This is a genomic window from Citrobacter sp. wls829 (genome assembly GCF_005280825.1).
Classification (GTDB): Bacteria; Pseudomonadota; Gammaproteobacteria; order Enterobacterales; family Enterobacteriaceae; genus Citrobacter; species Citrobacter gillenii.
The window spans coordinates 112,208-136,792 of sequence record NZ_SZWP01000072.1 but is presented as its reverse complement, the minus strand read 5'-3'; the positions used below and the strand labels follow the sequence as shown (position 1 = coordinate 136,792).

Annotated in this window: 27 protein-coding genes, 1 pseudogene and 1 other annotated feature; of the genes and pseudogenes, 11 read left to right on the top strand and 17 right to left on the bottom strand. The window is 52.9% G+C overall.

Annotation, left to right across the window (positions count from 1 at the left end; all coding sequences use genetic code 11):
* Positions 1-68: 68 nt before the first annotated feature.
* Both hisG and hisL read right to left on the bottom strand, forming a co-directional pair.
* A complete protein-coding gene (gene hisG, locus FDW88_RS16460; protein ID WP_096756624.1) occupies positions 69-968 on the bottom strand; it encodes an ATP phosphoribosyltransferase in 900 nt (299 codons plus the stop codon).
* Positions 969-1,015: 47 nt separating this feature from the next.
* Positions 1,016-1,138, bottom strand: a sequence feature (His leader region).
* Positions 1,114-1,161 carry a his operon leader peptide gene (hisL, locus tag FDW88_RS16455; protein ID WP_100250077.1) on the bottom strand — a complete coding sequence of 16 codons (48 nt, stop codon included), beginning with the start codon at positions 1,159-1,161 and terminating at the stop codon, positions 1,114-1,116. Its footprint overlaps the feature before it by 25 nt.
* A 175-nt stretch (positions 1,162-1,336) precedes the next feature.
* On the opposite strand from hisL, the gene FDW88_RS16450 reads away from it, so the two are divergent.
* The 4 genes and pseudogenes from FDW88_RS16450 to FDW88_RS16435 all read left to right on the top strand — a co-directional run bounded on the left by FDW88_RS16450 (position 1,337) and on the right by FDW88_RS16435 (position 4,762).
* Entirely contained in the window at positions 1,337-2,161 is an 825-nt protein-coding gene (locus FDW88_RS16450) for an SDR family oxidoreductase (RefSeq protein ID WP_137362962.1), read from the top strand.
* Between the two features lie 41 nt (positions 2,162-2,202).
* Positions 2,203-3,187: pseudogene (locus FDW88_RS16445) on the top strand (LysR family transcriptional regulator).
* A 161-nt stretch (positions 3,188-3,348) separates the two neighbouring features.
* Positions 3,349-3,411, top strand: a complete 63-nt coding sequence (yoeI, locus tag FDW88_RS16440) for a membrane protein YoeI (protein ID WP_101706264.1) — start codon at positions 3,349-3,351, stop codon at positions 3,409-3,411.
* Complete coding sequence (locus FDW88_RS16435) at positions 3,401-4,762, top strand: APC family permease (RefSeq protein WP_162604171.1); 1,362 nt, start codon at positions 3,401-3,403, stop codon at positions 4,760-4,762. The genes yoeI and FDW88_RS16435 overlap by 11 nt, the downstream gene beginning before the upstream one ends.
* 102 nt (positions 4,763-4,864) lie before the next feature.
* On the opposite strand, the gene sbcB is transcribed toward FDW88_RS16435, so the two are convergent.
* The gene (gene sbcB / locus FDW88_RS16430) at positions 4,865-6,289 is read right to left on the bottom strand and encodes an exodeoxyribonuclease I (RefSeq protein WP_137362961.1); all 1,425 of its coding nucleotides are present in this window, start codon (positions 6,287-6,289) and stop codon (positions 4,865-4,867) included.
* Positions 6,290-6,688: 399 nt separating this feature from the next.
* Here sbcB and phsA point away from each other — a divergent pair, with 399 nt between their 5' ends.
* From phsA to FDW88_RS16395, 7 genes are all read left to right on the top strand, one after another.
* Positions 6,689-8,962 (top strand): thiosulfate reductase PhsA, encoded by a 2,274-nt coding sequence (gene phsA, locus FDW88_RS16425; protein WP_137362960.1) that lies wholly within the window; start codon positions 6,689-6,691, stop codon positions 8,960-8,962.
* 14 nt (positions 8,963-8,976) lie between these two features.
* Positions 8,977-9,555: a thiosulfate reductase electron transport protein PhsB gene (gene phsB, locus FDW88_RS16420; RefSeq protein ID WP_115258140.1), complete on the top strand. Its 579-nt coding sequence runs from the start codon at positions 8,977-8,979 to the stop codon at positions 9,553-9,555.
* Complete coding sequence (phsC, locus tag FDW88_RS16415) at positions 9,552-10,319, top strand: thiosulfate reductase cytochrome B subunit (protein WP_117343307.1); 768 nt, start codon at positions 9,552-9,554, stop codon at positions 10,317-10,319. The genes phsB and phsC overlap by 4 nt, the downstream gene beginning before the upstream one ends.
* 150 nt (positions 10,320-10,469) lie before the next feature.
* Positions 10,470-11,642, top strand: coding sequence for a serine-type D-Ala-D-Ala carboxypeptidase DacD (gene dacD, locus FDW88_RS16410; protein WP_137362959.1), 1,173 nt, complete (start codon positions 10,470-10,472; stop codon positions 11,640-11,642).
* A 124-nt stretch (positions 11,643-11,766) separates the two neighbouring features.
* Positions 11,767-12,234 carry a DNA gyrase inhibitor SbmC gene (sbmC, locus tag FDW88_RS16405; RefSeq protein ID WP_096756633.1) on the top strand — a complete coding sequence of 156 codons (468 nt, stop codon included), beginning with the start codon at positions 11,767-11,769 and terminating at the stop codon, positions 12,232-12,234.
* Positions 12,235-12,341: 107 nt separating this feature from the next.
* Positions 12,342-13,400, top strand: coding sequence for an FUSC family protein (locus tag FDW88_RS16400; RefSeq protein WP_137362958.1), 1,059 nt, complete (start codon positions 12,342-12,344; stop codon positions 13,398-13,400).
* A 238-nt stretch (positions 13,401-13,638) separates the two neighbouring features.
* Positions 13,639-13,974, top strand: a complete 336-nt coding sequence (locus tag FDW88_RS16395) for a DUF496 family protein (protein WP_003834176.1) — start codon at positions 13,639-13,641, stop codon at positions 13,972-13,974.
* Positions 13,975-14,015: 41 nt separating this feature from the next.
* Here FDW88_RS16395 and FDW88_RS16390 read toward each other — a convergent pair whose 3' ends face one another.
* The 14 genes from FDW88_RS16390 to pduJ all read right to left on the bottom strand — a co-directional run bounded on the left by FDW88_RS16390 (position 14,016) and on the right by pduJ (position 24,575).
* Positions 14,016-14,882: an L-threonine kinase gene (locus FDW88_RS16390; protein WP_137362957.1), complete on the bottom strand. Its 867-nt coding sequence runs from the start codon at positions 14,880-14,882 to the stop codon at positions 14,016-14,018.
* A 94-nt stretch (positions 14,883-14,976) separates the two neighbouring features.
* On the bottom strand, positions 14,977-16,191 hold the full coding sequence (locus FDW88_RS16385; RefSeq protein WP_137362956.1) for an acetate/propionate family kinase: 1,215 nt from the start codon (positions 16,189-16,191) through the stop codon (positions 14,977-14,979).
* Positions 16,176-16,628, bottom strand: coding sequence for a propanediol utilization protein PduV (gene pduV, locus FDW88_RS16380; protein ID WP_115258147.1), 453 nt, complete (start codon positions 16,626-16,628; stop codon positions 16,176-16,178). Before pduV ends, FDW88_RS16385 begins: the two co-directional genes overlap by 16 nt.
* A 4-nt stretch (positions 16,629-16,632) precedes the next feature.
* Positions 16,633-16,983: a propanediol utilization microcompartment protein PduU gene (gene pduU / locus FDW88_RS16375; protein ID WP_096756638.1), complete on the bottom strand. Its 351-nt coding sequence runs from the start codon at positions 16,981-16,983 to the stop codon at positions 16,633-16,635.
* Complete coding sequence (gene pduT / locus FDW88_RS16370; protein ID WP_046275683.1) at positions 16,983-17,537, bottom strand: propanediol utilization microcompartment protein PduT; 555 nt, start codon at positions 17,535-17,537, stop codon at positions 16,983-16,985. The genes pduU and pduT overlap by 1 nt, the downstream gene beginning before the upstream one ends.
* A 2-nt stretch (positions 17,538-17,539) precedes the next feature.
* Complete coding sequence (gene pduS, locus FDW88_RS16365) at positions 17,540-18,895, bottom strand: cobalamin reductase PduS (RefSeq protein WP_137362955.1); 1,356 nt, start codon at positions 18,893-18,895, stop codon at positions 17,540-17,542.
* On the bottom strand, positions 18,892-20,004 hold the full coding sequence (locus FDW88_RS16360; RefSeq protein ID WP_137362954.1) for a 1-propanol dehydrogenase PduQ: 1,113 nt from the start codon (positions 20,002-20,004) through the stop codon (positions 18,892-18,894). The genes pduS and FDW88_RS16360 overlap by 4 nt, the downstream gene beginning before the upstream one ends.
* 10 nt (positions 20,005-20,014) lie before the next feature.
* Positions 20,015-21,400, bottom strand: coding sequence for a CoA-acylating propionaldehyde dehydrogenase PduP (pduP, locus tag FDW88_RS16355; protein ID WP_137362953.1), 1,386 nt, complete (start codon positions 21,398-21,400; stop codon positions 20,015-20,017).
* Positions 21,397-22,404 carry a two-domain cob(I)yrinic acid a,c-diamide adenosyltransferase PduO gene (gene pduO / locus FDW88_RS16350; protein ID WP_137362952.1) on the bottom strand — a complete coding sequence of 336 codons (1,008 nt, stop codon included), beginning with the start codon at positions 22,402-22,404 and terminating at the stop codon, positions 21,397-21,399. The genes pduP and pduO overlap by 4 nt, the downstream gene beginning before the upstream one ends.
* Positions 22,405-22,412: 8 nt before the next feature.
* Positions 22,413-22,688 (bottom strand): EutN/CcmL family microcompartment protein, encoded by a 276-nt coding sequence (locus tag FDW88_RS16345; RefSeq protein WP_096756643.1) that lies wholly within the window; start codon positions 22,686-22,688, stop codon positions 22,413-22,415.
* 3 nt (positions 22,689-22,691) lie between these two features.
* Positions 22,692-23,183 (bottom strand): microcompartment protein PduM, encoded by a 492-nt coding sequence (gene pduM, locus FDW88_RS16340; RefSeq protein WP_137362951.1) that lies wholly within the window; start codon positions 23,181-23,183, stop codon positions 22,692-22,694.
* Entirely contained in the window at positions 23,180-23,812 is a 633-nt protein-coding gene (locus FDW88_RS16335) for a phosphate propanoyltransferase (protein ID WP_115258153.1), read from the bottom strand. Before FDW88_RS16335 ends, pduM begins: the two co-directional genes overlap by 4 nt.
* Positions 23,812-24,276, bottom strand: a complete 465-nt coding sequence (locus FDW88_RS16330) for a BMC domain-containing protein (RefSeq protein ID WP_137362950.1) — start codon at positions 24,274-24,276, stop codon at positions 23,812-23,814. Before FDW88_RS16330 ends, FDW88_RS16335 begins: the two co-directional genes overlap by 1 nt.
* A gap of 23 nt (positions 24,277-24,299) precedes the next feature.
* Positions 24,300-24,575, bottom strand: coding sequence for a propanediol utilization microcompartment protein PduJ (pduJ, locus tag FDW88_RS16325; protein ID WP_001057752.1), 276 nt, complete (start codon positions 24,573-24,575; stop codon positions 24,300-24,302).
* Positions 24,576-24,585: the final 10 nt, after the last annotated feature.

Here is a 24,585-nt window from a genome sequence, read left to right as displayed (position 1 = left end):
GACCCGTAATATCAATGATTGTGACAATTCTTGTAGGCCTGATAAGCGAAGCGCCATCAGGCATCAGATCACTCCATCATCTTCTCAATTGGCAGCACCAGAATCGAACTGGCACCGAGCGCTTTCAGTTTTTCCATGGTTTCCCAGAACAGGGTTTCGCTGCTGACCATGTGCATGGCCACGCGCTGCTGATCGCCTGCCAGTGGCAGAATAGTTGGACGCTCTGCGCCTGGCAGCAGGGCGATGACCTCGTCCAGACGTTCGGTTGGGGCGTGCATCATGATGTACTTGGATTCGCGGGCCTGAATCACGCCCTGAATGCGGGTCAGTAATTTATCGATCAGCTGCTGCTTGGCTTCCGCCATCTCGCCGTCGCGCTGGATCAGGCAGGCTTTGGAGCGGTAAATCACTTCGACTTCACGCAGGCCGTTGGCTTCCAGCGTGGCGCCGGTTGAGACCAGATCGCAAATCGCATCGGCCAGGCCCGCACGCGGGGCAACTTCTACTGAGCCGTTTAGCAGGCAGGATTTAAACGTGACGCCTTTCTGATCGAGATAACGTTTCAGCAGGTGCGGGTAGGAAGTGGCAACACGTTTACCGTTCAGCGAAGCCGGGCCGTCCCAGGCTTCGTCCGCCGGGGTGGCTAACGAGAGGCGACAGCCACCGAAGTCGAGACGACGCAGCGTAAAGTAGCGCGGATCTTCGCCCTGCGCCCGGCGGTTGAGCAACTCTTCTTCTAAAACGTTTTCACCAATGATGCCGAGGTCAACCACGCCGTCCATCACCAGACCCGGAATATCGTCATCACGCACGCGGAGAATATCAATCGGCATGTTCTCTGCCATCGCAATCAGGCGCTGGGTGTGAAGATTAATTTTAATGCCACAGCGGGCCAGTAATTCGCGTGAATCATCGCTTAAGCGGCCTGATTTCTGCATAGCTATGCGTAAACGGGTATTGTCTAACATTCTCTTGTCCTCGTTATCCTGTCTGAATCGGTCTGGGTCACGCACCAAAAAAAAAGCCCCCGGAAGAATTCTTCCGGGGGCTTTCTCATGCGCTCATGCACCACTGGAAGAGTTAAATGTCTCCCAGCACACATCGCCTGAAAGACTAGTCAGGATGATGGTGATGATGGTGTTTAAATTGAGCGCGTGTCATAAAATTTTCTCGATGAATGTTTATTCATTTGATGTCTTTTAACCTAAACCACTTTAGTCACCGAAAGCAAGGGCTTTTTTTGATCATTAATTCATTTCATATTGATACTATGAATTGTCAGCCACCGTGGGCTGGCGTAGCCTTGGGTAACAGGCCACAAGTCAGGAGAGAAGGCATGAAAAAGGTCGCAATTGTCGGGTTAGGTTGGTTAGGCATGCCGTTAGCCATGTCGCTGGCGGCGCGAGGCTGGCAGGTCACCGGCAGCAAAACCACGCTGGATGGGGTGGAAGCGGCCCGTATGAGCGGTATCGAAAGCTACTCGCTGCGCCTTGAACCTGAGCTGGTGTGCGCGTCAGACGATCTCGATGCGCTGATGGATGTCGATGCGCTGGTCATCACGCTGCCCGCCCGCCGTAGCGGTCCGGGTGAAGATTTTTATCTGCAGGCGATGCAGGAGCTGGTCGACAGTGCGCTGGCATACCGCATTCCACGGGTTATTTTTACCAGCTCGACGTCGGTGTATGGTGACGTACAGGGAGCCGTGAAGGAAGGCTCGCCGCGCAATCCGGTGACGGCAAGCGGTCGTGTGCTGAAAGAACTTGAGGACTGGTTGCATAACCTGCCGGGGACCTCGGTAGACATTGTGCGCCTCGCCGGGTTGGTTGGACCGGGCAGACACCCAGGGCGTTTTTTCGCCGGTAAAACGGCACCGGATGGACAGCATGGCGTCAATCTGGTGCATCTGGACGATGTGGTGTCGGCGATCGCTTTGCTGCTCCAGGCACCGAAAGGAGGACACATCTATAATATATGTGCGCCTATGCATCCGGCGCGTAATGTGTTCTATCCCCAGATGGCGCGTTTGCTGGGGCTGGAACCGCCGGAATTCCGGGACGGTGTGGATAACGGTAAAGGTAAAGTCATTGACGGCAACCGAATTTGCAATGAACTTGGGTTTGAGTACCAGTATCCCGACCCGCTGGTGATGCCGATGGAGTGACAGACCAGCAGCGTGCCGTCATATACCGCCAGGGGGTGAGTATGAAACCACTGCTGGACGTTCTGATCATCCTCGACGCGTTAGATAAAGAGGGAAGTTTCGCGGCGGCGTCGGCAAAATTGTTTAAGACGCCGTCCGCGCTGAGCTATACCGTCCATAAGCTGGAAAGCGATCTGAATATTCAATTGTTGGATCGCAGCGGGCATCGGGCGACGTTTACCCGCACCGGGCAGATGCTGCTGGAAAAGGGGCGGGAGGTACTGCATACCGTCCGCGAACTCGAAAAACAGGCCATCAAACTGCACGAAGGTTGGGAGAACCAGCTGGTTATTGGCGTGGATGACACCTTTCCTTTTTCACTGCTGGCCCCGCTTATCGAATCCTTCTACCAGCACCACAGCGTCACGCGGCTTAAATTTATCAACGGTGTACTGGGCGGTTCCTGGGAGGCGCTCACCCAAGGGCGGGCCGATATTATCGTCGGGGCGATGCATGAACCGCCTTCCGCGAGTAACTTTGGTTTTGCGCGTTTAGGTGACCTCGAACAGGTGTTTGTGATCGCACCGCATCATCCGCTGGCGCAGGAAGACGAACCACTGCAACGGCGTACCATTAAACGTTTCCGTGCCATTGTGGTGGGGGACAGTCCTCATCTGGCGAGCTTGTCGGGTTCTCAACTGCTTGACGATCAGGATGCAATCACCGTTTTTGACTTTAAAACCAAGCTGGAACTGCAGATCAGTGGGCTGGGATGCGGGTATTTACCGCGCTATCTGGCACAACGTTTTTTGGACAGCGGCGCCCTGATAGAGAAGAAAGTGGTCGCACAAATTATGTTTGAACCGGTGTGGATTGGCTGGAATGAACAGACGTCAGGATTAGCCAGCGCCTGGTGGCGAGATCAGATTTTAGCAAATAGTGCTATCGCAGGCGTTTATGTAAAATCGAGTGTCGATAAATCAGGCGGTTAGAGAAAAATATTTATTTTTGGCTATCTCATTCTCTTGTTATTTCTCTCCAATTTAGTGCAAAATATGCCGCTTGCAAAAAATGACATTAGCCGACGTTTTAATACGCGTCGGTTATTTTTTTGCATCAAACCAATCATTCATAAAAGAGGCCGGGCTTCGTACCGGATAGATACTTACTAAAAACCGACAGTTGTTGTCGCTGAGGAATTCGTAAAAATGGGGCAATTTTTTGCTTACGCGACGGTATTCACCGTAAAGGGGAATGACCATGTCGCATAACGTTACTCCAAACACCTCTCGCGTGGAATTACGTAAAACGCTTACGTTGGTTCCGGTTGTCATGATGGGCCTTGCCTATATGCAGCCGATGACGCTGTTCGATACATTTGGTATCGTTTCGGGCTTGACCGATGGTCATGTCGCGACGGCTTATGCTTTTGCGTTGGTTGCCATTCTCTTTACTGCGTTGAGCTACGGTAAACTGGTTCGCCGTTTCCCGTCTGCTGGCTCTGCGTACACCTATGCTCAGAAATCCATTAGCCCGACCGTAGGCTTTATGGTGGGCTGGTCATCACTGCTGGACTATCTGTTCATGCCGATGATCAACATCCTGTTGGCTAAAATCTACTTTGAAGCGCTGGTGCCGTCGGTACCGTCGTGGATCTTTGTTGTCGCGCTGGTGGGCTTTATGACCATCTCGAATCTGCGCAGCATCAAGGCCGTCGCGAACTTCAATACCCTGATTGTTATTTTGCAGATGGGTATTGTGGCAGTGATTGTTGGCCTGATCATTTACGGCATTATGCACGGCGAAGGCGCAGGCACGCTGACCAGCACCCGTCCATTCTGGTCTGAAGGCGCGCATGTGGTGCCGATGATTACCGGTGCAACTATCCTGTGCTTCTCGTTCCTTGGTTTTGACGGCATCTCTTCGCTGTCAGAAGAAACCAAAGACGCAGAGCGCGTTATTCCGAAGGCTATCTTCCTGACCGCGCTGATTGGTGGCCTGATCTTTATTGGTGCCTCCTACTTCCTGCAACTGTACTTCCCGGATATCTCTCGCTTTAAAGATCCGGACGCGTCACAGCCGGAAATCATGCTGTACGTTGCGGGTAAAACCTTCCAGTGGGGCGTGCTGGTGTTCTCCAGCGTCACCGTACTGGCATCCGGTATGGCGGCACATGCGGGCGTTTCTCGTCTGATGTACGTGATGGGGCGCGATGGCGTATTCCCGACCCGTTTCTTCGGTTATATTCACCCGAAATGGCGTACTCCTGCATGGAACGTGCTGCTGGTGGGTGCGATTGCGCTGCTGGCAATCAAATTTGACCTGGTGACGGCGACGGCGCTGATCAACTTCGGTGCGCTGGTGGCGTTTACCTTCGTGAACCTGTCTGTGATTTCACAGTTCTGGATCCGCGAAAAACGCAACAAGACGCTGAAAGACCACTTCAACTACCTGGTCATGCCGGTGTGTGGTGCTCTGACCGTCGGCGCACTGTGGGTTAACCTGGAAGAAAGCTCGATGGTTCTGGGTCTGATCTGGGCGGGTATTGGTCTGGTTTACCTGGCTTGCGTGACCAAAAGCTTCCGCAATCCGGTTCCACAGTACGAAGATATCGCGCAGTAATTGATGTTTGCCGGACTGGGGGCCTTGCGCCACCATCCGGCAAATTGCCTAACCGGAGACATGTTCTCCGGTTTTTTTATACCTGCGTGTTAGTTTCTCTTCTTACACAATCTCTTCGGCGTATTGCCAGAGTGATTTCAGCAGCACCAGCTTCTCTTTATTCTCCGCATACTGTTGACTCAGCATCTGCAATTCATTGGCATATTGCTGTAAAAACTCTGCGGTAAACACCTGACGGCGATGTTCCAGCCAGCGCTGCTGTTCAGACTCATCCAGCGTGCCGGGGAAGTTACGCGCGCGGTAATTAAACAGCAGCTTTTCAATACGCTTATCAACAAAGGTAATATCCAGTGCCGGTAAATTGCGTGGGTCGGTTTCCAGCACGATTTTCATCGCGGCGCGGTCGGCATCGCTGAAAAAACCGTTATACAGTTGGGCATCCACGTTGTCTGACGGTGTGAAGGGTTCTGCCTCGGAAAAAATAGCCACCACTTTATCGCGAACCTGGGGGTTTTCACGCAGGATTTTGAGGTTATCCAGACAATGCTGGCGGTTAATCCCCAGGCGGTCGGCATCTTCAGGGCGTAGTGTGTTGGCCTGTGCCAGAACCGGGCATTTGTTGATGTGCACCAGTTTCACGGGTACCGCTACGTTATCGCCCAGGTCGGCTTTGGCGGTGTAAAGGCGCTCACGCAGCGTGTCGCTATCCAGCTCAAGCAGGGGAGAAATATCACCGGCTAAGTCAACCATGATGACCGCGTTGCGATTGTCCGGGTGCCAGGCGAGCGGCGCAACCCAACTGGTATTGCCGCGCCATGCGCCGAACATGCCAGAGACATGAACCAACGGTTTCATTTGTGGGACATCGATCAGGGCGGCCAGCTTGTGTTTGTTCCGGTGGCTATAGAGATAGTCGAACAGACGAGGCTGACGCGACTTAACCAACTGCGCCATCGCAATGGTGGCGTACACGTCGGCCATCGCATCGTGGGCGTTGGCGTGTTCAATGCCGTTGGCTTTGGTCAAATGCTCAAGGCGGAAACTGGGTAACCCGTCGTCGTTTTCTGGCCAGTTAATGCCTTCCGGACGCAGGGCATAACAGGCGCGCATGACATCCAGTAAATCCCAACGTGAATTATCGTGCTGCCAGCTCCAGGCGTAGGGGTCGTAGAAATTGCGGTACAGGATATTGCGCGTCACTTCGTCGTCGAAGCGCACATTGTTATAGCCCACAATACAGGTTTTGGGCACGGTAAACAGGGCGTGAATGCGGGCAGCAAACGTTGCTTCGTTCTCTCCTTTTTCACGCGCTTCCTGCGGGGTAATACCTGTTATAAGTACCGCTTCCGGGTGCGGCAGATAGTCGTCCGCAGGCTTGCAATAAAAAACCTCTGGATCGCCGATAATGTTGAAATCGTTATCCGTGCGGATGGCCGCAAATTGCGCGGGCCTGTCCAGCGCCGGATGGGTACCAAAGGTTTCGTAATCGTGGAAGAGAAACGTAGGGTGCTGCTTGCCGTCATTCATTGTTCAGTTATGTCCGGGATCAATTTAGCGCTTTTATAAGAGTACCAAAAAATAGCGAGGTAATCAGCAAAGCGATTATCTGTTCGGGGAATCAGGTCGCAATAAAATTGAGATGAACGGTGCTTTTATATATTTCTTGAATTAATTAAACGATCGAAACTGTATTTATTGGCATGATTATCAGCAAGGATAATTTCATTTTAATAATTTGATTGATAACCATTATTGTTATTTTTACGGTTAATTGTTGAGTTTTGGAAGTTTTAAAAGTCTTTGTAAACAATAGGTTCTGATTCGTCAGGATGTTCTTGCTTCATTGTAAGGAAATGTGAGTGAGGTTAAAAATTAATAATATAAACTCCATATAATAATTGGATATATCTAATAACAGGAGGTTATATGAGCATTAGTCGGCGTAACTTTTTGCGCGGCGTGGGTATTGGCTGCTCCGCATGCGCAATAGGAACTTTTCCACCGGGGGCACTGGCGCGTAATGCACCAGAGAGTATCAAGGGGAAAACCTCACTCACGCCAAGTCTGTGCGAAATGTGTTCATTTCGCTGTCCCATTCAAGCTCAGGTCATTAATAATAAAACCGTTTTCATCCAGGGGAACCCTAATGCGCCGCAGCAGGGTACCCGGGTCTGTGCCCGAGGGGGCAGCGGCGTGAGCCTGGTTAACGATCCGCACCGTATTGTTAAACCGATGAAGCGCACCGGCCCGCGTGGCGCTGGAGAATGGCAGGTCATTAGCTGGCAGCAAGCCTATCAAGAAATTGCCGAAAAGATGAGTGTCATAAAAGCGCAATATGGTCCTCAGGGCGTTGTCTTCTCTTCTAAATCCGGCTCGCTTTCCGGTCATTTATTTCACCTGGCGACGGCTTTCGGTTCGCCGAACACTTTTACCCATGCCTCGACATGTCCCGCCGGGAAATCCATTGCCGCTAAAGTGATGATGGGCGGCGATCTGTCCATGGATATTGCCAACACCCGTTATATGGTCTCTTTTGGCCATAACCTCTATGAAGGTATTGAGGTTGCCGACACGCACGAACTGATGACCGCGCAGGAGAGAGGCGCGAAGATGGTCAGCTTCGACCCTCGCTTGTCCGTATTTTCCAGTAAAGCGGATGAATGGCATGCCATCAGGCCTGGCGGCGACTTGCCGGTACTGATGGCAATGTGCCACGTCATGATTAAAGAAAACCTGTATGACGCGCAGTTTGTGGAGCGTTATACCACGGGGTTTGCACAGCTGGCAGAGGCCGTACAAGAGACAACGCCTGAATGGGCGCAAAAGCTGGCTGATGTTCCTGCTGAAGTTATTACCCGCGTAACCCGAGAAATGGCGGCCAGCGCGCCTCGTGCCATCGTCAGCCCAGGCCACCGCGCGACGTTTTCTCAGGAAGAGATCGACATGCGGCGGATGATCTTCACCCTCAACGTGCTGCTGGGCAATATCGAACGTGAAGGTGGCATGTACCAGAAAAAGGCGGCGGCAACCTACAACAAGCTGGCTGGCGAAAAGGTCGCGCCAGTGCTGGCAAAACCGGATGTGAAATTACCGAAGCCAACCGCGCAGCGCATTGATCTGGTGGCACCGCAGTTTAAATACATCGCCGCGGGTGGCGGGGTCGTGCAAAGCATTATTGATGCCGTGTTAAAGCAGACTCCTTACCCGGTGAAGGGATGGATCATGTCCCGACATAATCCTTTCCAGACCGTGACCTGCCGACCCGATCTGGTCAAAACCGTGGAACAACTGGATCTGGTGGTCAGCTGCGACGTCTATTTAAGTGAAAGCGCGGCCTATGCTGACTATCTGTTACCGGAATGCACCTACCTTGAGCGTGATGAAGAAGTCTCTGATATGTCAGGGCTGAATCCAGCTTATGCATTACGCCAACAGGTAGTTGAGCCCATTGGCGATGCTCGTCCGAGCTGGCAAATCTGGAAAGAACTGGGTGAACAGTTGGGTCTCGGGCAATTTTACCCGTGGCAGGATATGCAGACGCGCCAGCTGTACCAGCTCAATGGCGATCACGCTTTATCCGCAGAACTGCGTCAGAAGGGATATCGGGAGTGGGGCGTACCGCTGTTATTTCGTGAACCTGAGGCCGTGCGCCAGTTTGTCGCGCGCTATCCTGGCGCAGTGCCCGCGGACAGCGATGGTACCTACGGGGAGCAACTGCGATTCAAATCCCCGTCAGGCAAAATCGAGCTTTATTCCGCAGAGCTGGAATCGTTACTTCCCGGCTACGGTATTCCACGCGCCCGCAATTTTGCCCTGAAGGGTGAAAATGAACTCTATTTCATCCAGGGCAAGGTGGCGGTTCACACCAACGGAGCAACGCAATATGTGCCTTTACTCAGTGAACTGATGTGGGACAACGCGGTGTGGATCCACCCGACGACCGCGCGTGAAAAAGGGATTAAAAGCGGTGACGACATCTGGCTGGAAAACGCCACTGGCAAAGAAAAAGGTAAGGCGCTGGTCACGGCCGGTATTCGACCCGATACGCTGTTTGTTTATATGGGGTTTGGCGCCAAGGCCGGGGCTAAAACGGCGGCAACCACGCACGGTATTCACTGCGGTAATTTACTTCCGCACGTGACCAGTCCGGTTTCCGGAACGGTGGTGCACACCGCTGGCGTGACGCTGCGTCGGGCATGAACAAGGAGAACATCATGAATCAATCCACAAATCCCTATGTCATGCTGCATGACGAAAAACGCTGCATTGGCTGCCAGGCATGTACGGTTGCCTGCAAGGTTCTGAACGATGTGCCGGAGGGGTACAGCCGCCTGCAGGTGCAGATCCGCACCCCGGAAAAAGAGTCAGACGTCCTGTCTCATTTTCAGTTTGTGCGGGTTTCTTGCCAGCACTGTGAAGATGCGCCCTGCGTGAGCGTTTGCCCGACCGGTGCTTCATTTCGTGACGAAAACGGTATTGTGCAGGTGGACAAGTCGCGCTGTATTGGTTGCGACTATTGTGTTGCGGCCTGCCCGTTCCATGTGCGTTATCTGAATCCGCAAACGAGTATCGCTGACAAATGCAATTTTTGTGCAGATACCCGCCTCGATGCCGGGCAAGCGCCGGCCTGTGTTTCTGTTTGTCCAACCGATGCGCTGAAGTTTGGCCGCCGCGACGACCCGGAGATTCAGCACTGGATAAGTCAAAAAGAGGTATATCGCCAGCAGGATACGCGCAGTGGTGAGGTGAGTCTTTATCGGCGTAAAGAGTATCATCAGGAGGGGAAAGTATGAATGCTATCTGGGGAGCAGAGCTTAACTATGCGCCGGACTACTGGCCGCTGTGGCTCATTTACGCAGGTGTGGTCATCCTGCTGATGATTGTGGGTCTGGTGGCGCACGCGCTGCTGCGCCGGATGCTGGCACCTAAAACCGCAACCGGTGAAGAGCATCGTGATTACCTCTACTCGTTAGCGGTCCGCCGCTGGCACTGGGGAAATGCGCTGTTGTTCGTTCTGCTGCTGGTAAGCGGGTTGTTTGGTCACTTTTCGATAGGGCCGGTGGCGCTCATGGTGCAGGTACACACCTGGTGTGGCTTTGCATTACTGGCCTTCTGGGTGGGTTTCGTGCTGATAAATGCCACTACCGGCAACGGCTGCCACTATCGGGTGAAATGTAGCGGACTGATTTCGCGCTGCCTGCAGCAAACACGCTTTTACCTGTATGGGATAATGAAGGGTGAAGCGCATCCGTTTGCCGCGACGGCAGAGAGTAAATTTAACCCGCTACAACAACTGGCCTATCTGGCCATCATGTATGCGCTGGTACCGCTGTTGATCATCACCGGTTTGCTGTGTCTTTACCCACAAGTTATCGGCGCAGGTCCGGTTATGCTGGTGTTGCATATGGCGTTGGCGATTATTGGCATTCTGTTTATTTGTGCGCATATCTACCTGTGCACACTGGGCGACACGCCGGGGCAAATCTTTCGCAGCATGATCGACGGCTATCACCGGCATCGCAGCCATCACGCAGATGTATCACCGCGTAAAGGGTAATGTAGTGCGAATTTATCACTACCCGTTTATCTGATACCTGCATTCCATTGCAAGAAAATGTGCCTTAAGTCACATTTTCTTGCAATTTATCCCTGTTTGTTCTTCAGAATTTCCGTAAAAAGAACGGCTATTTTTCCTTTTCCTGAGGACATGCTGTTGAAACGCCGTTTGTTTATTACCGCTTCCCTTTTCGCGATGAGTTTTTCCTCCGCTTTTGCGGCGGATGTCGCCAGTTTTGCTCCCCAACCTCCGGCTATCAATGCGGGTGCGTGGGTGCTGATGGATTACACCACAGGCCAAATTCTTACCGCAGGTAATGAGCACCAGCAGCGCAACCCCGCCAGTCTGACCAAGCTGATGACCGGCTATGTTGTTGACCGCGCCATCGACAGCCAGCGTATTAGCCCGTCAGATATTGTCACCGTTGGGCGTGACGCGTGGGCGAAAGACAATCCGGTATTTGTCGGTTCATCGTTAATGTTTCTAAAACAAGGTGACCGCGTTTCAGTACGTGATTTAAGTCGCGGCTTAATTGTCGATTCCGGCAACGATGCCTGCGTTGCGCTGGCGGATTATATCGCCGGTGGGCAGCCACAGTTTGTCGCGATGATGAACAGTTATGTGCAAAAGCTGAAGTTGCAGGACACCCATTTTGAAACGGTGCACGGACTGGATGCCCCAGGCCAGCACAGTTCGGCTTACGATCTGGCTGTGTTATCGAGGGCTATCATTCACGGCGAGCCTGATTTCTATCATATGTACAGCGAGAAGAGCCTCACCTGGAACGGCATCACCCAGCAGAATCGTAACGGTTTATTGTGGGATAAAACCCTGAACGTGGATGGGCTAAAGACGGGACATACCTCTGGTGCCGGGTTTAACCTGATTGCATCTGCGGTAGACGGACAGCGTCGATTAATCGCCGTTGTAATGGGGGCCGACAGTGCGAAGGGGCGTGAAGATCAGGCGCGTAAGCTGCTGCAATGGGGACAGCAAAACTTTGACACAGTGCAGGTTCTGCGAAGTGGTAAGCAGGTCGGCGTTGAGCGGATCTGGTATGGCGATAAAGAAAAAATCAGTCTCGGTACCGAGCAGGATTTTTGGATGGCGTTGCCTAAAGCCGAAGTGGCGAATATTAAAGCAAAGTATGTGCTTGATAAGAAAGAGCTGGTCGCCCCCATTGCCGCACATCAGCGCGTGGGCGAAATTGAACTCTACGACCGGGATCAGCTGGTGGCGCATTGGCCGCTGATGACGCTGGAGTCAGTCGGTGAGGGGGGCGTGTTTTCGCGCCTGAGCGATTATTTTCACCATAAGGTGTAGATTTCTGTTTGTGCACCAAACTGGCAAGACTGCGAATCTGCTCACATAATAATCACTATTTCCTTGAGGTCGTAACACGCAGAAATTATACTGTATTTTTATACAGTATCATGCGGGAGGTTATATGGAGTATGAGATAAAGCAGGTAGAAAGACGCAGGATTGCCGGGTTTCACATGGTTGGACCGTGGGAACACACGGTAAAGCAGGGGTTTGAACAGCTGGTTATGTGGGTCGACGGTAACCAGATTGTGCCGCTGGAATGGATAGCCGTCTATTACGACAACCCAGACGTGGTTCCGGCAGATAAACTGCGCTGCGATACCGTAGTTTCAGTGCCTGAAGGTTTTGAGATCCCCGAAAACAGCGAAGGGGTGATCCTGACTGAACTGGCGGGCGGCGACTATGCCGTGGCCGTTGCCCGTGTTGAAAACCATGACTTTGCCACACCCTGGTATCAGTTTTTTGACCGTCTACTGCAGGATTCGTCCTGGCAGTTATCGGCCAAACCGTGTTTTGAAATTTACCGAAACAATGGTATGGAGGACGGATACTGGGATATTGAAATGTACGTGCCGGTGCAGGCGAAGTAACGGTTTTGGGTGTGAATCAGGATAAAAGGCCTGTTGATAACGGTGATGTTTTCACTGAAAAAACAGGTACAATTCTGTTCTTTGCTATTCCCTGACGGAGTGCATGAGTGCGTGCAGATAAGTCACTGAGTCCTTTTGAAATTCGCTTGTATCGTCATTATCGTGTGGTGCATGGTATTCGCATCTCGCTGGCGTTTCTTCTCACTTTTCTGCTGGTTCGCCTGCTGGACATCCCTGAAGGTACCTGGCCTCTGATCACGCTGGTGGTGATCATGGGGCCGATTTCCTTTTGGGGCAATGTCGTCCCCCGAGCTTTTGAGCGTATTGGTGGCACGATTCTGGGTTCGGTCCTTGGGCTGGTGGCGCTCCGGCTGGAGCTCTTTTCATTGCCGCTGATGCTGATATGGTGTGCGGTGGCGATGTTCCTGTGCGGTTGGCTGGCATTGGGTAAAAAACCGTATCAAGCGCTGCTGATCGGCATCACGTTGGCCGTCGTGGTTGGCGCACCTGCGGGCGATATGAACACGGCACTCTGGCGCGGGGGGGATGTGATTCTCGGCTCGCTACTGGCAATGCTGTTTACCTGGATCTGGCCGCAACGCGCATTTATACACTGGCGTATCCAGCTGGCGCACTGCATTACCGGCTATAACCGTGTATATCAGGCTGCTCTATCACCCAACTTACTCGAACAACCCCGGCTGGATAAGCACTTACAGCAGTTGCTGAGTGACGTCGTTAAAATGCGCGGCTTAATCATTCCGGCCAGCAAAGAAACGCGCATTCAAAAATCAGTTTTTGAAGCCATTCAAACGATTAATCGAAATCTGGTGTGCATGCTTGAACTGCAAATCAACGCGCTGTGGGCAACGCGGTCCAGTCATTTTGTGATGTTGAATGCGCATACGCTGCGTGAAACTCAGCTCAGAATGCAACTGGCACTGCTGACGATAACGCACGCTCTCTATGAAGGTAATCCGCAGCCGGTGCTTGCCAACACCGAAAAACTCAATGATACGGTGACCGAGATGCGTCAGCTGATTGATGAACATAAGGGCGACAACGTTGCAGAAACGCCTATTCATGGTTATGTCTGGCTGAATATGGAGATGGCACGACAGCTGGAACTCCTCTCACATTTAATCTGTCGTGCTTTGCGCAAATAAAGCGCAGATGAGGGGATTGGTTCTACTGCTGCTTCGATTCAGCAACGATTAAGGGTATGATACTGAAAAAGGCTAAAACCATTGGTAACTGCAATGGCTTTACCCTCGATAATTCAGGTTTCAACCGTGTATTGTCAATGCAGATGCAACTTGAAGTATGGCGGGCATGAAAGTAATGTTGACCCACTTTAGCCGTTGTTTAAACGAATCCGAATCTCACATTATCAGGGGTGTAAAAATGGAAACTACCAAGCCTTCTTTCCAGGACGTGCTGGAATTTGTTCGTCTGTTCCGTCGTAAGAACAAACTGCAACGTGAAATCCAGGACGTTGAGAAAAAGATCCGTGACAACCAGAAACGTGTCCTGCTGCTGGACAACCTGAGCGACTACATCAAGCCAGGTATGAGCGTTGAAGCGATCCAGGGCATTATTGCCAGCATGAAAAGCGACTATGAAGATCGCGTGGATGATTACATCATCAAAAATGCCGAGATCTCTAAAGAGCGTCGCGACATTTCTAAAAAGCTCAAAGCCATGGGCGAAGTGAAAAACGGCGAAGCGAAAGCAGAGTAATTGTTGCAAACGATAGGGGCGTAATGCTGCCCCTATCGTCCCTACTGTAATTCAACCCCGCCCGTTACCATCCGTAGTAAATGCTGTTCCGGCCAGTGTGTAGTCAGTTTTTTCTGCACCAGCATCCATTTGATGTAGTCAATGTCATGACGCGTTCTGTCCAGCATCAGGCCAACCACGCTGCCGCTGTGGGCAACGTTCACACCGTATAAATCACATTCTTCAACCAGCGATAATAACGAATCGAAATCCGGTTTTGGCAACAACATCTGGCTGGCAATGGCGCTTAGCGTGGCTGCTTCGCCCATCCGGTACGGATTTTGGCTAATGCAAGCTTCCTGTACTTTTTCCCATGCTCGTTTGAGGGCAGGTGCGCCTGCCTGTAACCCAGCCTGGCGCGGGATCCGGTGATAGTCTGCCGTGCGTAACGTTTCCGGGCTTTCGAGAACCAGCAGGTCGAGGTGGGGCTGCGCTTCACAGGCGATCTGAGTGGATGCGTCGTTATGATCAAAAAGCGTTAACTGGCGAAAAACGGTGCTGTCGGTAGGTTCGAGCGAAACGCAAAGCTGTGCTAACGTGGCTTCATCTAACTGATGGCCCAGATGGTGGGAGGTAGCGATGGCGGTGGCGGCAATATCTGCCGTACTGCTGGCCATCCCTTTGGCGATGGGGATCGTGGAGTGGATATCAATACGAATATCCTGACTGACATGTGCCGGATATTGCCAGTGCTGCAACAAGCGGTCAACCATCGACCGTGAAAGAGGCCGCTCATCGGCAAGCGGCGATCCGGAGCTGACTTCAACGGTGCTGTACCATTCAACCGGGCAGGAGACCAATTTCTCGCTGCCCAGAATCCAGCCCTGGATAAGTTCTCCGCATGATGCGGGGCATTGCGCAACAGCCACGTCTTTTCACCTTTGTGATTAGCAATCTTCGGCGCATAGTGTCATGGCGATCGCGCTATTACCATGATGTGCCGCAATCTGCGGCACAGCAGTGTTAAGCGGGAATGCTCAGCGTCACAGTTTCTGCAATCGCTATACGCATTACGTCTTGCGCGATCATCAGCTCTTCGTTGGTATTGATGACGGCCACTTTGACCATCGCGTTTTCTGTCTGAATGAAGGTCGCATTACGTTGGTTTTTGTCCTCATCTACCGCCAACCCTAAGAAATTGAGGTTGTGGCAAATTGCTGCCCGGGCGCGGGCAGAGTTTTCGCCGATACCACCGGTAAACACCAGCGCATCCAGACCGCCCATTTGCATAATGTAGCTGCCAATGGTGGCACGAATTCGTTCGGCAAACAGCGTCAGCGCCAGCGCTGCCTGACGGTTTCCGCTATCAGCCGCCTGTTCCACGTCACGGTAGTCAGGTGATATGCCGGATACGCCAAGTAACCCCGACTCGTTGTTGAGTAGCTGATTTAGCTGCTGTGGTGTTTTACCTTCTCGTTGGGCAATCCACGGTAAAATGGACGGATCGATATCGCCGCTACGGGTGCCCATCATCACACCAGACTGTGGGGTAAAGCCCATTGACGTATTAACGGATTGTCCGCCCTTGATGGCGCAGATGCTGCTGCCGTTGCCCAGATGGCAACACACAACTCGTAGAGCGCTGAGCGGCACGCCCAGTTTTTCAGCCAGCGTATGGCTGACGTATTTGTGGCTGGTACCATGGAAGCCGTAGCGACGAATACCCAGCTCCGAATAATAACGCCAGGGCAGGGGATAAATAAAAGAAGGCTCGTCGAGCGTCTGATGGAAGGCCGTATCGAAAACTGCTACAGCAGGTGTCGCCGGTAACAGTTGGCGAAAAACAGCAATACCCAGCGCATTAACCGGGTTATGCAACGGAGCCAGTTCTGCCAGACGTTCTATTTCTGCCAGCGATTCATCGGTGACTAAAACTGAATCTTTAAAGGATTCTCCGCCGTGTGCGACGCGATGCCCAACACCGTCGATGTCTTGTAAGCTATTAATGATGCTGTGACTGAGCAGTTTTTCCAGTAACAGCGTTACCGCTTCACGGTGATCGGCAATCGGCAGTGTTTCCTGCCATTTTTGCACCGGGGTTTTTATCGTGACCTTTGCATCAGGCATCCCGATGCGCTCTAGCAGCCCCTGACAGAGCATCTCGCCCTGCGGCATCGCCAGTAACTGAAACTTCAGAGAAGAGCTGCCTGCGTTAATGGCCATTATTTTGTGAGACATGACGGTTCCTTTGCGTGCAGAAAATTGAACATCTCATCAACGCCGGTATTGTTCACCGCGCTGGTAATAAAAACGTTTTGCGCCCCGGCCTGCCTCAACCAACCCTCGACGAGGGCAATCTGCTGCGGGTTAGCTAAATCGGCTTTGGTCACCAGACCGATAACGGGCCGGTTCATGGGGCCGGTAAATCCAGGAGAAAAAGGTGACCAGGGCGCGTCAGCGTTGAGCACCAGCGCGATAACGTCGGCTTCACAGGCGCTGACCAGCAGCGCACTGTACAGGCAGCGGTTCTCCAGATATTCCCCAGGTGTGTCTATCGCCGTGGGAGACCAGACGATAGCCTGGGTTTTCTGATAATGAAGCGCTTCGCCACGCATACACTGGGTGAGCGATGTTTTCCCACTTTGGCTGGGTCCAATGAACATGATGCGTTTCATTACGTCATGTCCGCGTAATCGGGCAGGCGGTAAAACGCATCATTTCACCCAGCGTGCGGGTAACTTGTTTCAGCGCGTACTCAACGGCCGAAACATCACCGGTTAATACGACTGCGCCGGTAAAGCGGTCCAGAAAACCAATCTCTACTGCACCCGATTTAGTGGCGATATCACAGGCGATAATGGAGGCTTCGCTGGGCGTAATAGTTAAAATGCCAATCGCCGAGACTGAATCCTGCAAGCCAAGTTTCTTGAACAAATCTTTACCAGGATTAGCAATAAGATGCGCCAGTGTGACCTGTTTTCCGGGCACATATTCCTGAATCATACGATCCGTCGTCGGCTGCATTTCCATCACCCCTCCACCATTTGGCGCCACATGCTTTCATGCGGACGTGGGATCACTGAGCGATAGACCAGCAGACCTTTTTCACCAGCACTTTCACTGGCGACCGTCACGGCGTTATTCACATCGGAAACATCGCCCGCGACAACCATGTAGCACTTACCGCCAATACCAAACGCCATATGCACTCTTACCAGCGTGACATTGGAGGCTTTTACCGCGCGGTCGGCGGCACAAATACAAGCCGCAACGCTCCAGGTTTCAACAATCCCTACCGCCTGACGTTTATCTACACTATTGAGTCCGCTGATCGCCGGCAGAACGCTGGCATGAATGTTAGGCAGGACCAGGCTGTCGACGAGCATATCTCCAGCAAGTGAGGTTCCTGTGGCAATGGCCTGCTGTATTGCGCCAACGTCACCACCCAGCATCAGCAAAAATTTTCCCGGGCAGATGGTTTTACTGACCAGCAAATTCACATTAGCGCTTTTCAGCATCGCATCGCCGGCTTCCATTCCTTTGGCAATGCTGGTGAGTTCTAAAATCCCTATAGCCTGAGACATGGTTAACCTCTTATTACCGTGATGGACTGATCTGTGATTTCGCTGACAATACCGTCAATACTGGCGTGAACCTGCGCACCTAATGCGCCCTCGGGGATCTCTGCAACACATTGGCCGCGCACAACGCGCTCCCCTTTTTGCACACAAGGAATGGCACTGGCACCAATATGCTGGCGTAACAACAACGTTGTTTTTTCAGTGGGATGATCTGTCTGGTCTAATGGTGCATCGTGATACCAGTCACTGAGACCCAGTTTGGTAATAAGCCGTTTCACCGGAATCAGACGGTACTTCGCCATTTCATCTTCAGGGTTTAACGGGCCTTCATAACGATGATTGAGCGCACGTAGCTCGCGTTTGAGCATGCGGTTAATGCGCATCGGAGAAATCCCCACCGGACAGGCCACGCTTTCACAGACGTTGCATTCTGAGCAAGTCAGGGCGGTGAGCAGTAATTGCGGTGTGGCGGCCTGCTGATAGTTGACCGCGCGAACCAGCAAATGTGGTGAGAGTTCATGACCAATCAAGTGTCGTGGACACAGATCCGTGCACAAGCGGCACTGCTCGCAGACGGTTTTGGCAACTGAGAGCACGGTCCGTTCATCCTGCATTCGTCGCTGGATCAGCGCATGGGATTTCGGTAGTACCAGCAGGCCACCGGTCGTTTTACTGACTGGCGTATCCAGAGAAGTAATCAGACCGCCCATCATCGGACCGCCGTTAATAAATCCGGGGTCATCGACGGTAGCGCCGCCAGCCAGTGCCAGCACTTCGCGCAGCGACATACCGACAGGTACGGTCAGGGTAACCGGCCGGGCAACTGCGCCATTGACGGTTAATGTACGACGCGTAACGGGGAACTGCTGTTCAACGGCTCGTGCGATGTTAAGTACGGTCTGGACGTTATTGACCACCACGCCCACACTAACCGGGAGAGCGGCAGGAGGCACCCGCCGTCCGGTTGCCATCCAGATTGTCAGCACTTCATCGCCAGCCGGGTAGACATCAGGCAAAATGTGTAACCTGATATCGGCGGGCAGGAGAGGTGTTAACGCACTGATGGCTTTCTGATATTTTTCTTTAAGGGCGATAATGCCAGCGCTGGCGCCAGTGGTCTTCATGGCATACTGCACGCCGCGTATCAGTCGGGCCGCCTGCACGGCCATTAATTGCTGATCAACCTTCAGCATCGGCTCGCATTCTGCAGCATTGACCAGAAACGTATCGACCTGCGCCTGCAGTTTTACATGGGCAGGAAAGCCGGCACCACCGGCTCCCACCACACCTGCAGCGCGCACGCGATCGCGTATTGTCTGAGCATCATAACAAATGGGTTCAGCCGTCATGGCTGTATTCATAATAATTCCTCAAGCAGTTCCTGGATGGCAGCGGCATCAGCATCGCGGGGATTCGTTTGCAGCGTGGCATCCGCCAGAGCCGCCTGAACCATCGAGGGAATACGCTGTGACCAGGTTTGCTTTCCGTCTTTGAGCGCGTCTGTGAAAGAGGGTAACGCACACTGTTTTTTGAGTTGCTCAATATGATGAATTAGCGCATTGAGTGCCGCCGTATCGTTTGCGTTATCAGGGCATAAGTGGCAGGCCTTCGCGAAGCGGGCATACCGTTTTGCGGCCCTGGGATCGCGGGCATTAAAGTGAATCACAGAGGTCAGGAGTAGTGCGTTAGCAAGGCCGTGCGGCAGATGAAACTGACCGCCAAGCTGATGCGCTATGGCATGGTTAATTCCAAGACCAGCTTGGCTAAACGCCATCCCCGCGAGGGTTGAGGCGTTGTGCATTTTTCCTCGGGTAGCCAGGCAATCGCCTTTGCTGACGGCGATGGGCAGATACTGGAAGACAATTTGCGCTGCTTTTTCAGCCAGGGCGTCAGTGAAGTCGCTGGCCTTGGTGGAGACGTACGCTTCAAGCGCATGCGTCAGCACGTCCATTCCGGTATTGGCGGTGATGGCAGGCGGTACGCTGACCACCAGCATTGGGTCAAGGATCGCCATATCCGGGTAGAGGGTATTATTAAATAACGGATATTTAATGCCTTTCTCCGGATCGCCGATCACGCAGGCGCTGGTCACTTCAGAGCCTGTTCCGCTGGTGGTGGGGATGGCTACACAGGTTTCGATTTCGATGCCAAACTGACGGCTGAACCAGACAATCGCTTTCGCTGCATCAAGCGCCGACCCTCCACCAAAGCCAATCACTACATCCGGTCGCAGGGACTGCATTTGCGCAATCCCTTGTACTACCGTATTGATGGTGGGATCGGGTGTGATATCACTGAACACGCTAATGCGATTATCCGCAGGTAACGCATCGCGCAGCGTTGCAATCAGCGGCGAACGCGCAAGAAAACCATCGCAAATAATCCAGATATGCTTATTCGTGAAGCGTTTGAGCACGCTCAAACTGCCCTGGCCGCTGTACAATCGAGTTTGCAGTGAAAAGCTATTCATTACGGCCTCATTAGCGGATAGAAAAACCGTTGGTCAGCACGCAACGACGAGAACGTGCAAACGTTCGCGCAGACGTTGTCCCTTCACCGGTTGGGGTGGCGATGGTAAAGGTGGTGAAACCTTCGCCGCCGACGCCAATACCGGCGTAAGAGGGGCCATTTTTCACAAAAATAGACGTTTGCAACGTGCGAGCAGCAAGATTCAAACGCGACACATTTTGCGAGTGCATAATGGCAGTATGGTGCAGTCCCTCTTCAACCTTCAGCGCCAACGTTAGCGCACTGTCAAAATCGTTAACCGTCACGACAGGGAGCATGGGCATCAACTGTTCGCTGGTAACCCACACATCGTCAGCCTTGACGACGCCTATCAACAGACGAGGCGCTTTTGTTGGAACGGGTATACCTGCCGCTTCCAGTAACGTTGCCGGGCTTTTTCCGACAAGTTTCTTATTCGCCATTCCCTCTGGCAGACAGGTGGCGCGTAGTTTGTCCACTTCTTCGCTGTTTAGCAGCAACGCCCCAAAAGACTGCATTTGTTGAATCAGTCGTTCGGCAACCGCTTCGACAACAATTAGGCTTTTCTCTGTAATGCAGGGCAGATTGTAATCAAACGATGCGCCGTTGATGATGTCTTCCGCGGCCTTAACCAGATCGGCGGTTTCATCAACGATGCAGGGGGGGTTCCCGGCACCGGCACCAATGACTTTTTTCCCGCTTTTCATACCCATAGCCACAATGCCCGGGCCACCGGTAATCGCCAGAACTGCGATTTTAGGGTGCGCCATCATCTGCTGGGTAGCTTCAAAAGTGGGTTCTGTGACTGTGACAACAAGATTTCGGATCCCGCAGCAGCGGAAGGCAATATCTTCAATCATGGCAATCAGCTTGAGTGAAACCACTTTAGCGCCCGGGTGCGGGCTGAAGTAAACGCTATTCCCGGCAGCTAACATACTGATGCTGTTGTTAATAATGGTTTCCGTTGGGTTGGTGCTAGGAGCAACGGAACCCATTACGCCAAAGGGGGAATATTCAAATAGCACCATGCCGCCATCACCGGTGAGGGCGGTTGTGGTTAGATCTTCAATACCGGGGGTGTTATCCAGCGCGGCTTTATTTTTGAGAAATTTATCTTCTTTGTTGCCCATTCCCGTTTCGGTTGCGCTTTCTGCCGCCAACGAGGCCAGATGAGGTGTCAGTTCTTCCCGCAGAGCGCTAATAATGGCGCTACGGGTTTTCAGTGGGCATTGCTGATAACGTAAAAAGGCCTGATGCGCGGCATCGATTGCTTCACCGACGGATGGAAAAATACCGCCACCCTTTATCTCTGCTTTTGCCGGTTCGAGCTGTTCAGTCAAAATAGTGCGGATAAGGGTTTCAAGTTCTGACGTATTCATTGATGTGTTCTCACGTTAATCGCCGCAATGGCGGTTTCTGCAATGTCCATATCCTGCTCAACGCTTCCTCCGCTGATGCCAAGACCCCCAAGGAGTAAACCTTCTCGCCATAGTGCGTATCCGCCACCAAACGTGACGACTTTTCCCTGCATATGGCTTTCCAGACCGTAAAGTGCGGCGCCCGGTTGCACCGCTGCGCTCAGTTCATGGGTGGCGGTTTTCATCGCCACGGCGGTCCACGCTTTTTTCGGTGCTAGCTCGCTACTGACGAGCAGGGCATCGGGCATGCGGCAGGTCACTGTTTGTGTACCGTTTGCATCCACAATGCTGATGACAACCGGAACTTTGAGTGCTTGTGCACGCGCTACCGCCGTACGCGTAAGCTGATGGAGTTCCTGAAATGACAATGACATAGCAGACTCCTGAACTGCCGATGGCTGGGTCGCTGCCACGTAACGCTCAGCCACCTTCTGAATAATAGTACTTTGGTGCGCGTCATAATCTTCAGCCCTGGCGAGCGCATATAAGCAATCGGACAGGCGGTTGATATAGCGCATCAGTACCTGTCGGATGGAGGCATCTGTGGAGAGTTCGACAAGCCGTCTTTCAGCGCGACGGGCAAGCGTGCGGGCGAAGTGCAGACGGCTGGCGGCTTCACAGCGTCCGGGCAAAATAAAACTGTGCAGGGGAGGCACTCGCGACATCGCGGTATCGATGGCAGCCTCAAGTGCTGCAATGTCTTCCGAGCTGATGTAGCGTTGGGCGGGCGTGGGCTGTTCGCTTTCACTGGCCAGTTCAGCACTGAACCAAAACAGCTGTAACTGAATTTCTTCAAGTAACACACGGTGTTGCAGGCTTTGTGCCGCGCAGACGCACAGACTCAGCGCCGCGTTGAGTTCATCCAGCGTGCCGTAAGCCTCAACGCGCGGGTGTGTTTTACTGACGCGCTGTCCGCTAAAGAGCGCTGTCGTACCGGCATCGCCTGTTCGGGTATAAATCGCCATAGTTCCTCCTAGCGAGAAAGCGTGTCGACAATGCCAACGATGGCCAGATCGATAGCCTCATTGGGGCCGCTAAAGACGTGTCTGGCGCTGGAGCCGCTGCTGAGTAAAACCAGCTCACCGGTACCGGCTCCCACTGAGTCAACTGCGACCTCATCACCCGCTGTTGGCGATTGCGGTAGTTCGCCGTCGGCCGTTACCCGACGTACCAGTAACAGTTTTTTTCCAACCAGTGACGGTGATTTTTGCGTGGATACCACGACGCCTGTAACGCGTGCCAGATGCATGGTTCACTCCTGCTTAATTAATTGGATATTGCGCATACTGACGGTTTCTTTTGCCAGTGCGGTCACAACACATCGACGGCGTAGCACCAGAAACCCACCTTGTAATCGGGCTACATCGGCATAACTTAAAAACGTCTCGGGATGCAGAATGATGGTTTGCCCGCGTTCATCACTGAACTCCAGCGGCAGTCGCGCGAGTTTTCGTACGGGGATCGCCGGTAGCAATTGATGCTGCAGCGATATCTTCACGCGAACGCCACAGGCCAGGGCTTCGTGGAGAGTGATCGCTGACACATCGGATGAATCGTGTTGCGCAATATGCGCCAGCAGCGGTAAATCAGCGTGCTCGATAATCAGAGCGGAGTACTGACAAACCAGCGCCCGGGGATCGGCTTCCCGTAACTGCGCGACGCTCAGAGAGAGCGAACTGTCCGCGCGTTTTTGTAATCGGGAGACGACCTCCCCGATGATGCGTTGCAGCAGTTCATTGTTCATCGTGAGCTCACCAGCGTGGCGAATGCCTGTGGGCTATCCGCCCCTGCAGCATTGGCTTCGTCAGTGTCGATATGCATTTCAAGACGCATATCTGGCGAGACGCGAACGGCAACGTTATCGAAGATCAGTCTGCGTTCATCTCCATTGATGGCGACGGAGACTTTATCGCCATGTGACACGCGTAGGATCAGCGCATCAAGCGGTGACATATGAATGTGCCGCTGGGCGACAATCACTCCGCATGAGATATCCAGTTCAGCAAAAGGACTCACCAGGCGAATGCCCGGTGTTCCCTGAATATTGCCGGACATACGCAACGGCGCAGCGATACCCAACGTGCGGGCGTCGGTGCGGGAGATTTCTACCTGGCTGGTGCTACGCAGCGGTCCCAGCAAACGCACATTTTTTAGCTGGCCTTTTGGACCCACCAGCGTAACGGTCTGATCTGCGGCATATTGTCCAGGCTGCAGCAGACCTTTTTTCTCGCTGATGGGCTGATTGGGAAACAAACGAGCGTAATCTTCAGCACAAAGATGGATATGACGATTAGAGATCCCCAGTGGAATAGGGCGCTCGCGCATTTCATCCAGTACTTTACTGACCGTAGTCTCCAGTTGCTGTTTATCCATTACGCTTCACCTCGTTTACCAGAATGCAGGCAGAGTGAGCGAGGCTCTCCCTTCTGGCGCGGACAGGCAGGGTCGAGACACAGATTGCAGCTAATCAGGTCTGTATCTTGTGGTGCTTCGGGTAATTCACTTTCCACAACCACCTGTACTTCCACCTCGACAGGTGTGGATTCAGGGATGGGCTCAGGTGTCGAAACGACGCTGTGCGAAAGGATGCCTTCCCCGGGTCTGGAAATGACTTTGTGCGCAACCAGACCTTCCCGCTGGTCTGCAAAGCTGGCACCGGTGGAAATGGCCGCCTGCACGGAGGCCACATCCCCGATGATTTTGATCACCGTCCAGCCTGAGCCGTTGGTTTTTTCGAGGCCCACCAGCGTGATGGAGGCGGCTTTCGCCATGACATCCGCGCAACTGATGGCTAATGCCAGACCACTAACTTCAAGTAATCCCAGTGATTGCTTCACGCTGTGCTCCTTGTTGCAACGGTTTAAGCGGATTTAGGTAAAATGGCTTCGACGTCGCTGTGTGGACGCGGGATGACGTGGCAGGATTTCACCTCGCCAACGGCGCTGGCGGCAGCGCTGCCAGCGTCTACAGCAGCTTTAACCGCGCCGACATCCCCACGAACCATGACGGTGATAAGGCCCGAGCCAATTTTTTCGTAACCAACCAACTGCACGTTAGCGGATTTCACCATGGCATCAGCGGCTTCAATAGCGCCGACAAGCCCTTTTGTTTCAACCAGTCCCAGTGCGTTATTCATACTGCTTTTC

Bases quoted from the DNA above. Each gene is read 5' to 3' on its own strand.
- pduU (WP_096756638.1), bottom strand. From the start codon at position 16,983: ATGGAAATGCAGCCGACGACGGATCGTATGATTCAGGAATATGTGCCC.
- phsA (WP_137362960.1), top strand. From the start codon at position 6,689: ATGAGCATTAGTCGGCGTAACTTTTTGCGCGGCGTGGGTATTGGCTGC.
- FDW88_RS16360 (WP_137362954.1), bottom strand. From the start codon at position 20,004: ATGAATAGCTTTTCACTGCAAACTCGATTGTACAGCGGCCAGGGCAGT.
- pduJ (WP_001057752.1), bottom strand. From the start codon at position 24,575: ATGAATAACGCACTGGGACTGGTTGAAACAAAAGGGCTTGTCGGCGCT.
- hisG (WP_096756624.1), bottom strand. From the start codon at position 968: ATGTTAGACAATACCCGTTTACGCATAGCTATGCAGAAATCAGGCCGC.
- FDW88_RS16335 (WP_115258153.1), bottom strand. From the start codon at position 23,812: ATGGATAAACAGCAACTGGAGACTACGGTCAGTAAAGTACTGGATGAA.
- FDW88_RS16345 (WP_096756643.1), bottom strand. From the start codon at position 22,688: ATGCATCTGGCACGCGTTACAGGCGTCGTGGTATCCACGCAAAAATCA.
- sbmC (WP_096756633.1), top strand. From the start codon at position 11,767: ATGGAGTATGAGATAAAGCAGGTAGAAAGACGCAGGATTGCCGGGTTT.
- phsB (WP_115258140.1), top strand. From the start codon at position 8,977: ATGAATCAATCCACAAATCCCTATGTCATGCTGCATGACGAAAAACGC.
- pduP (WP_137362953.1), bottom strand. From the start codon at position 21,400: ATGAATACGTCAGAACTTGAAACCCTTATCCGCACTATTTTGACTGAA.
- sbcB (WP_137362961.1), bottom strand. From the start codon at position 6,289: ATGAATGACGGCAAGCAGCACCCTACGTTTCTCTTCCACGATTACGAA.
- pduS (WP_137362955.1), bottom strand. From the start codon at position 18,895: ATGAATACAGCCATGACGGCTGAACCCATTTGTTATGATGCTCAGACA.
- FDW88_RS16385 (WP_137362956.1), bottom strand. From the start codon at position 16,191: ATGTCTCACAAAATAATGGCCATTAACGCAGGCAGCTCTTCTCTGAAG.
- pduV (WP_115258147.1), bottom strand. From the start codon at position 16,628: ATGAAACGCATCATGTTCATTGGACCCAGCCAAAGTGGGAAAACATCG.
- pduO (WP_137362952.1), bottom strand. From the start codon at position 22,404: ATGGCGATTTATACCCGAACAGGCGATGCCGGTACGACAGCGCTCTTT.
- FDW88_RS16435 (WP_162604171.1), top strand. From the start codon at position 3,401: ATGTCGCATAACGTTACTCCAAACACCTCTCGCGTGGAATTACGTAAA.
- dacD (WP_137362959.1), top strand. From the start codon at position 10,470: ATGCTGTTGAAACGCCGTTTGTTTATTACCGCTTCCCTTTTCGCGATG.
- FDW88_RS16450 (WP_137362962.1), top strand. From the start codon at position 1,337: ATGAAAAAGGTCGCAATTGTCGGGTTAGGTTGGTTAGGCATGCCGTTA.
- pduM (WP_137362951.1), bottom strand. From the start codon at position 23,183: ATGAACAATGAACTGCTGCAACGCATCATCGGGGAGGTCGTCTCCCGA.
- FDW88_RS16395 (WP_003834176.1), top strand. From the start codon at position 13,639: ATGGAAACTACCAAGCCTTCTTTCCAGGACGTGCTGGAATTTGTTCGT.
- pduT (WP_046275683.1), bottom strand. From the start codon at position 17,537: ATGTCTCAGGCTATAGGGATTTTAGAACTCACCAGCATTGCCAAAGGA.
- phsC (WP_117343307.1), top strand. From the start codon at position 9,552: ATGAATGCTATCTGGGGAGCAGAGCTTAACTATGCGCCGGACTACTGG.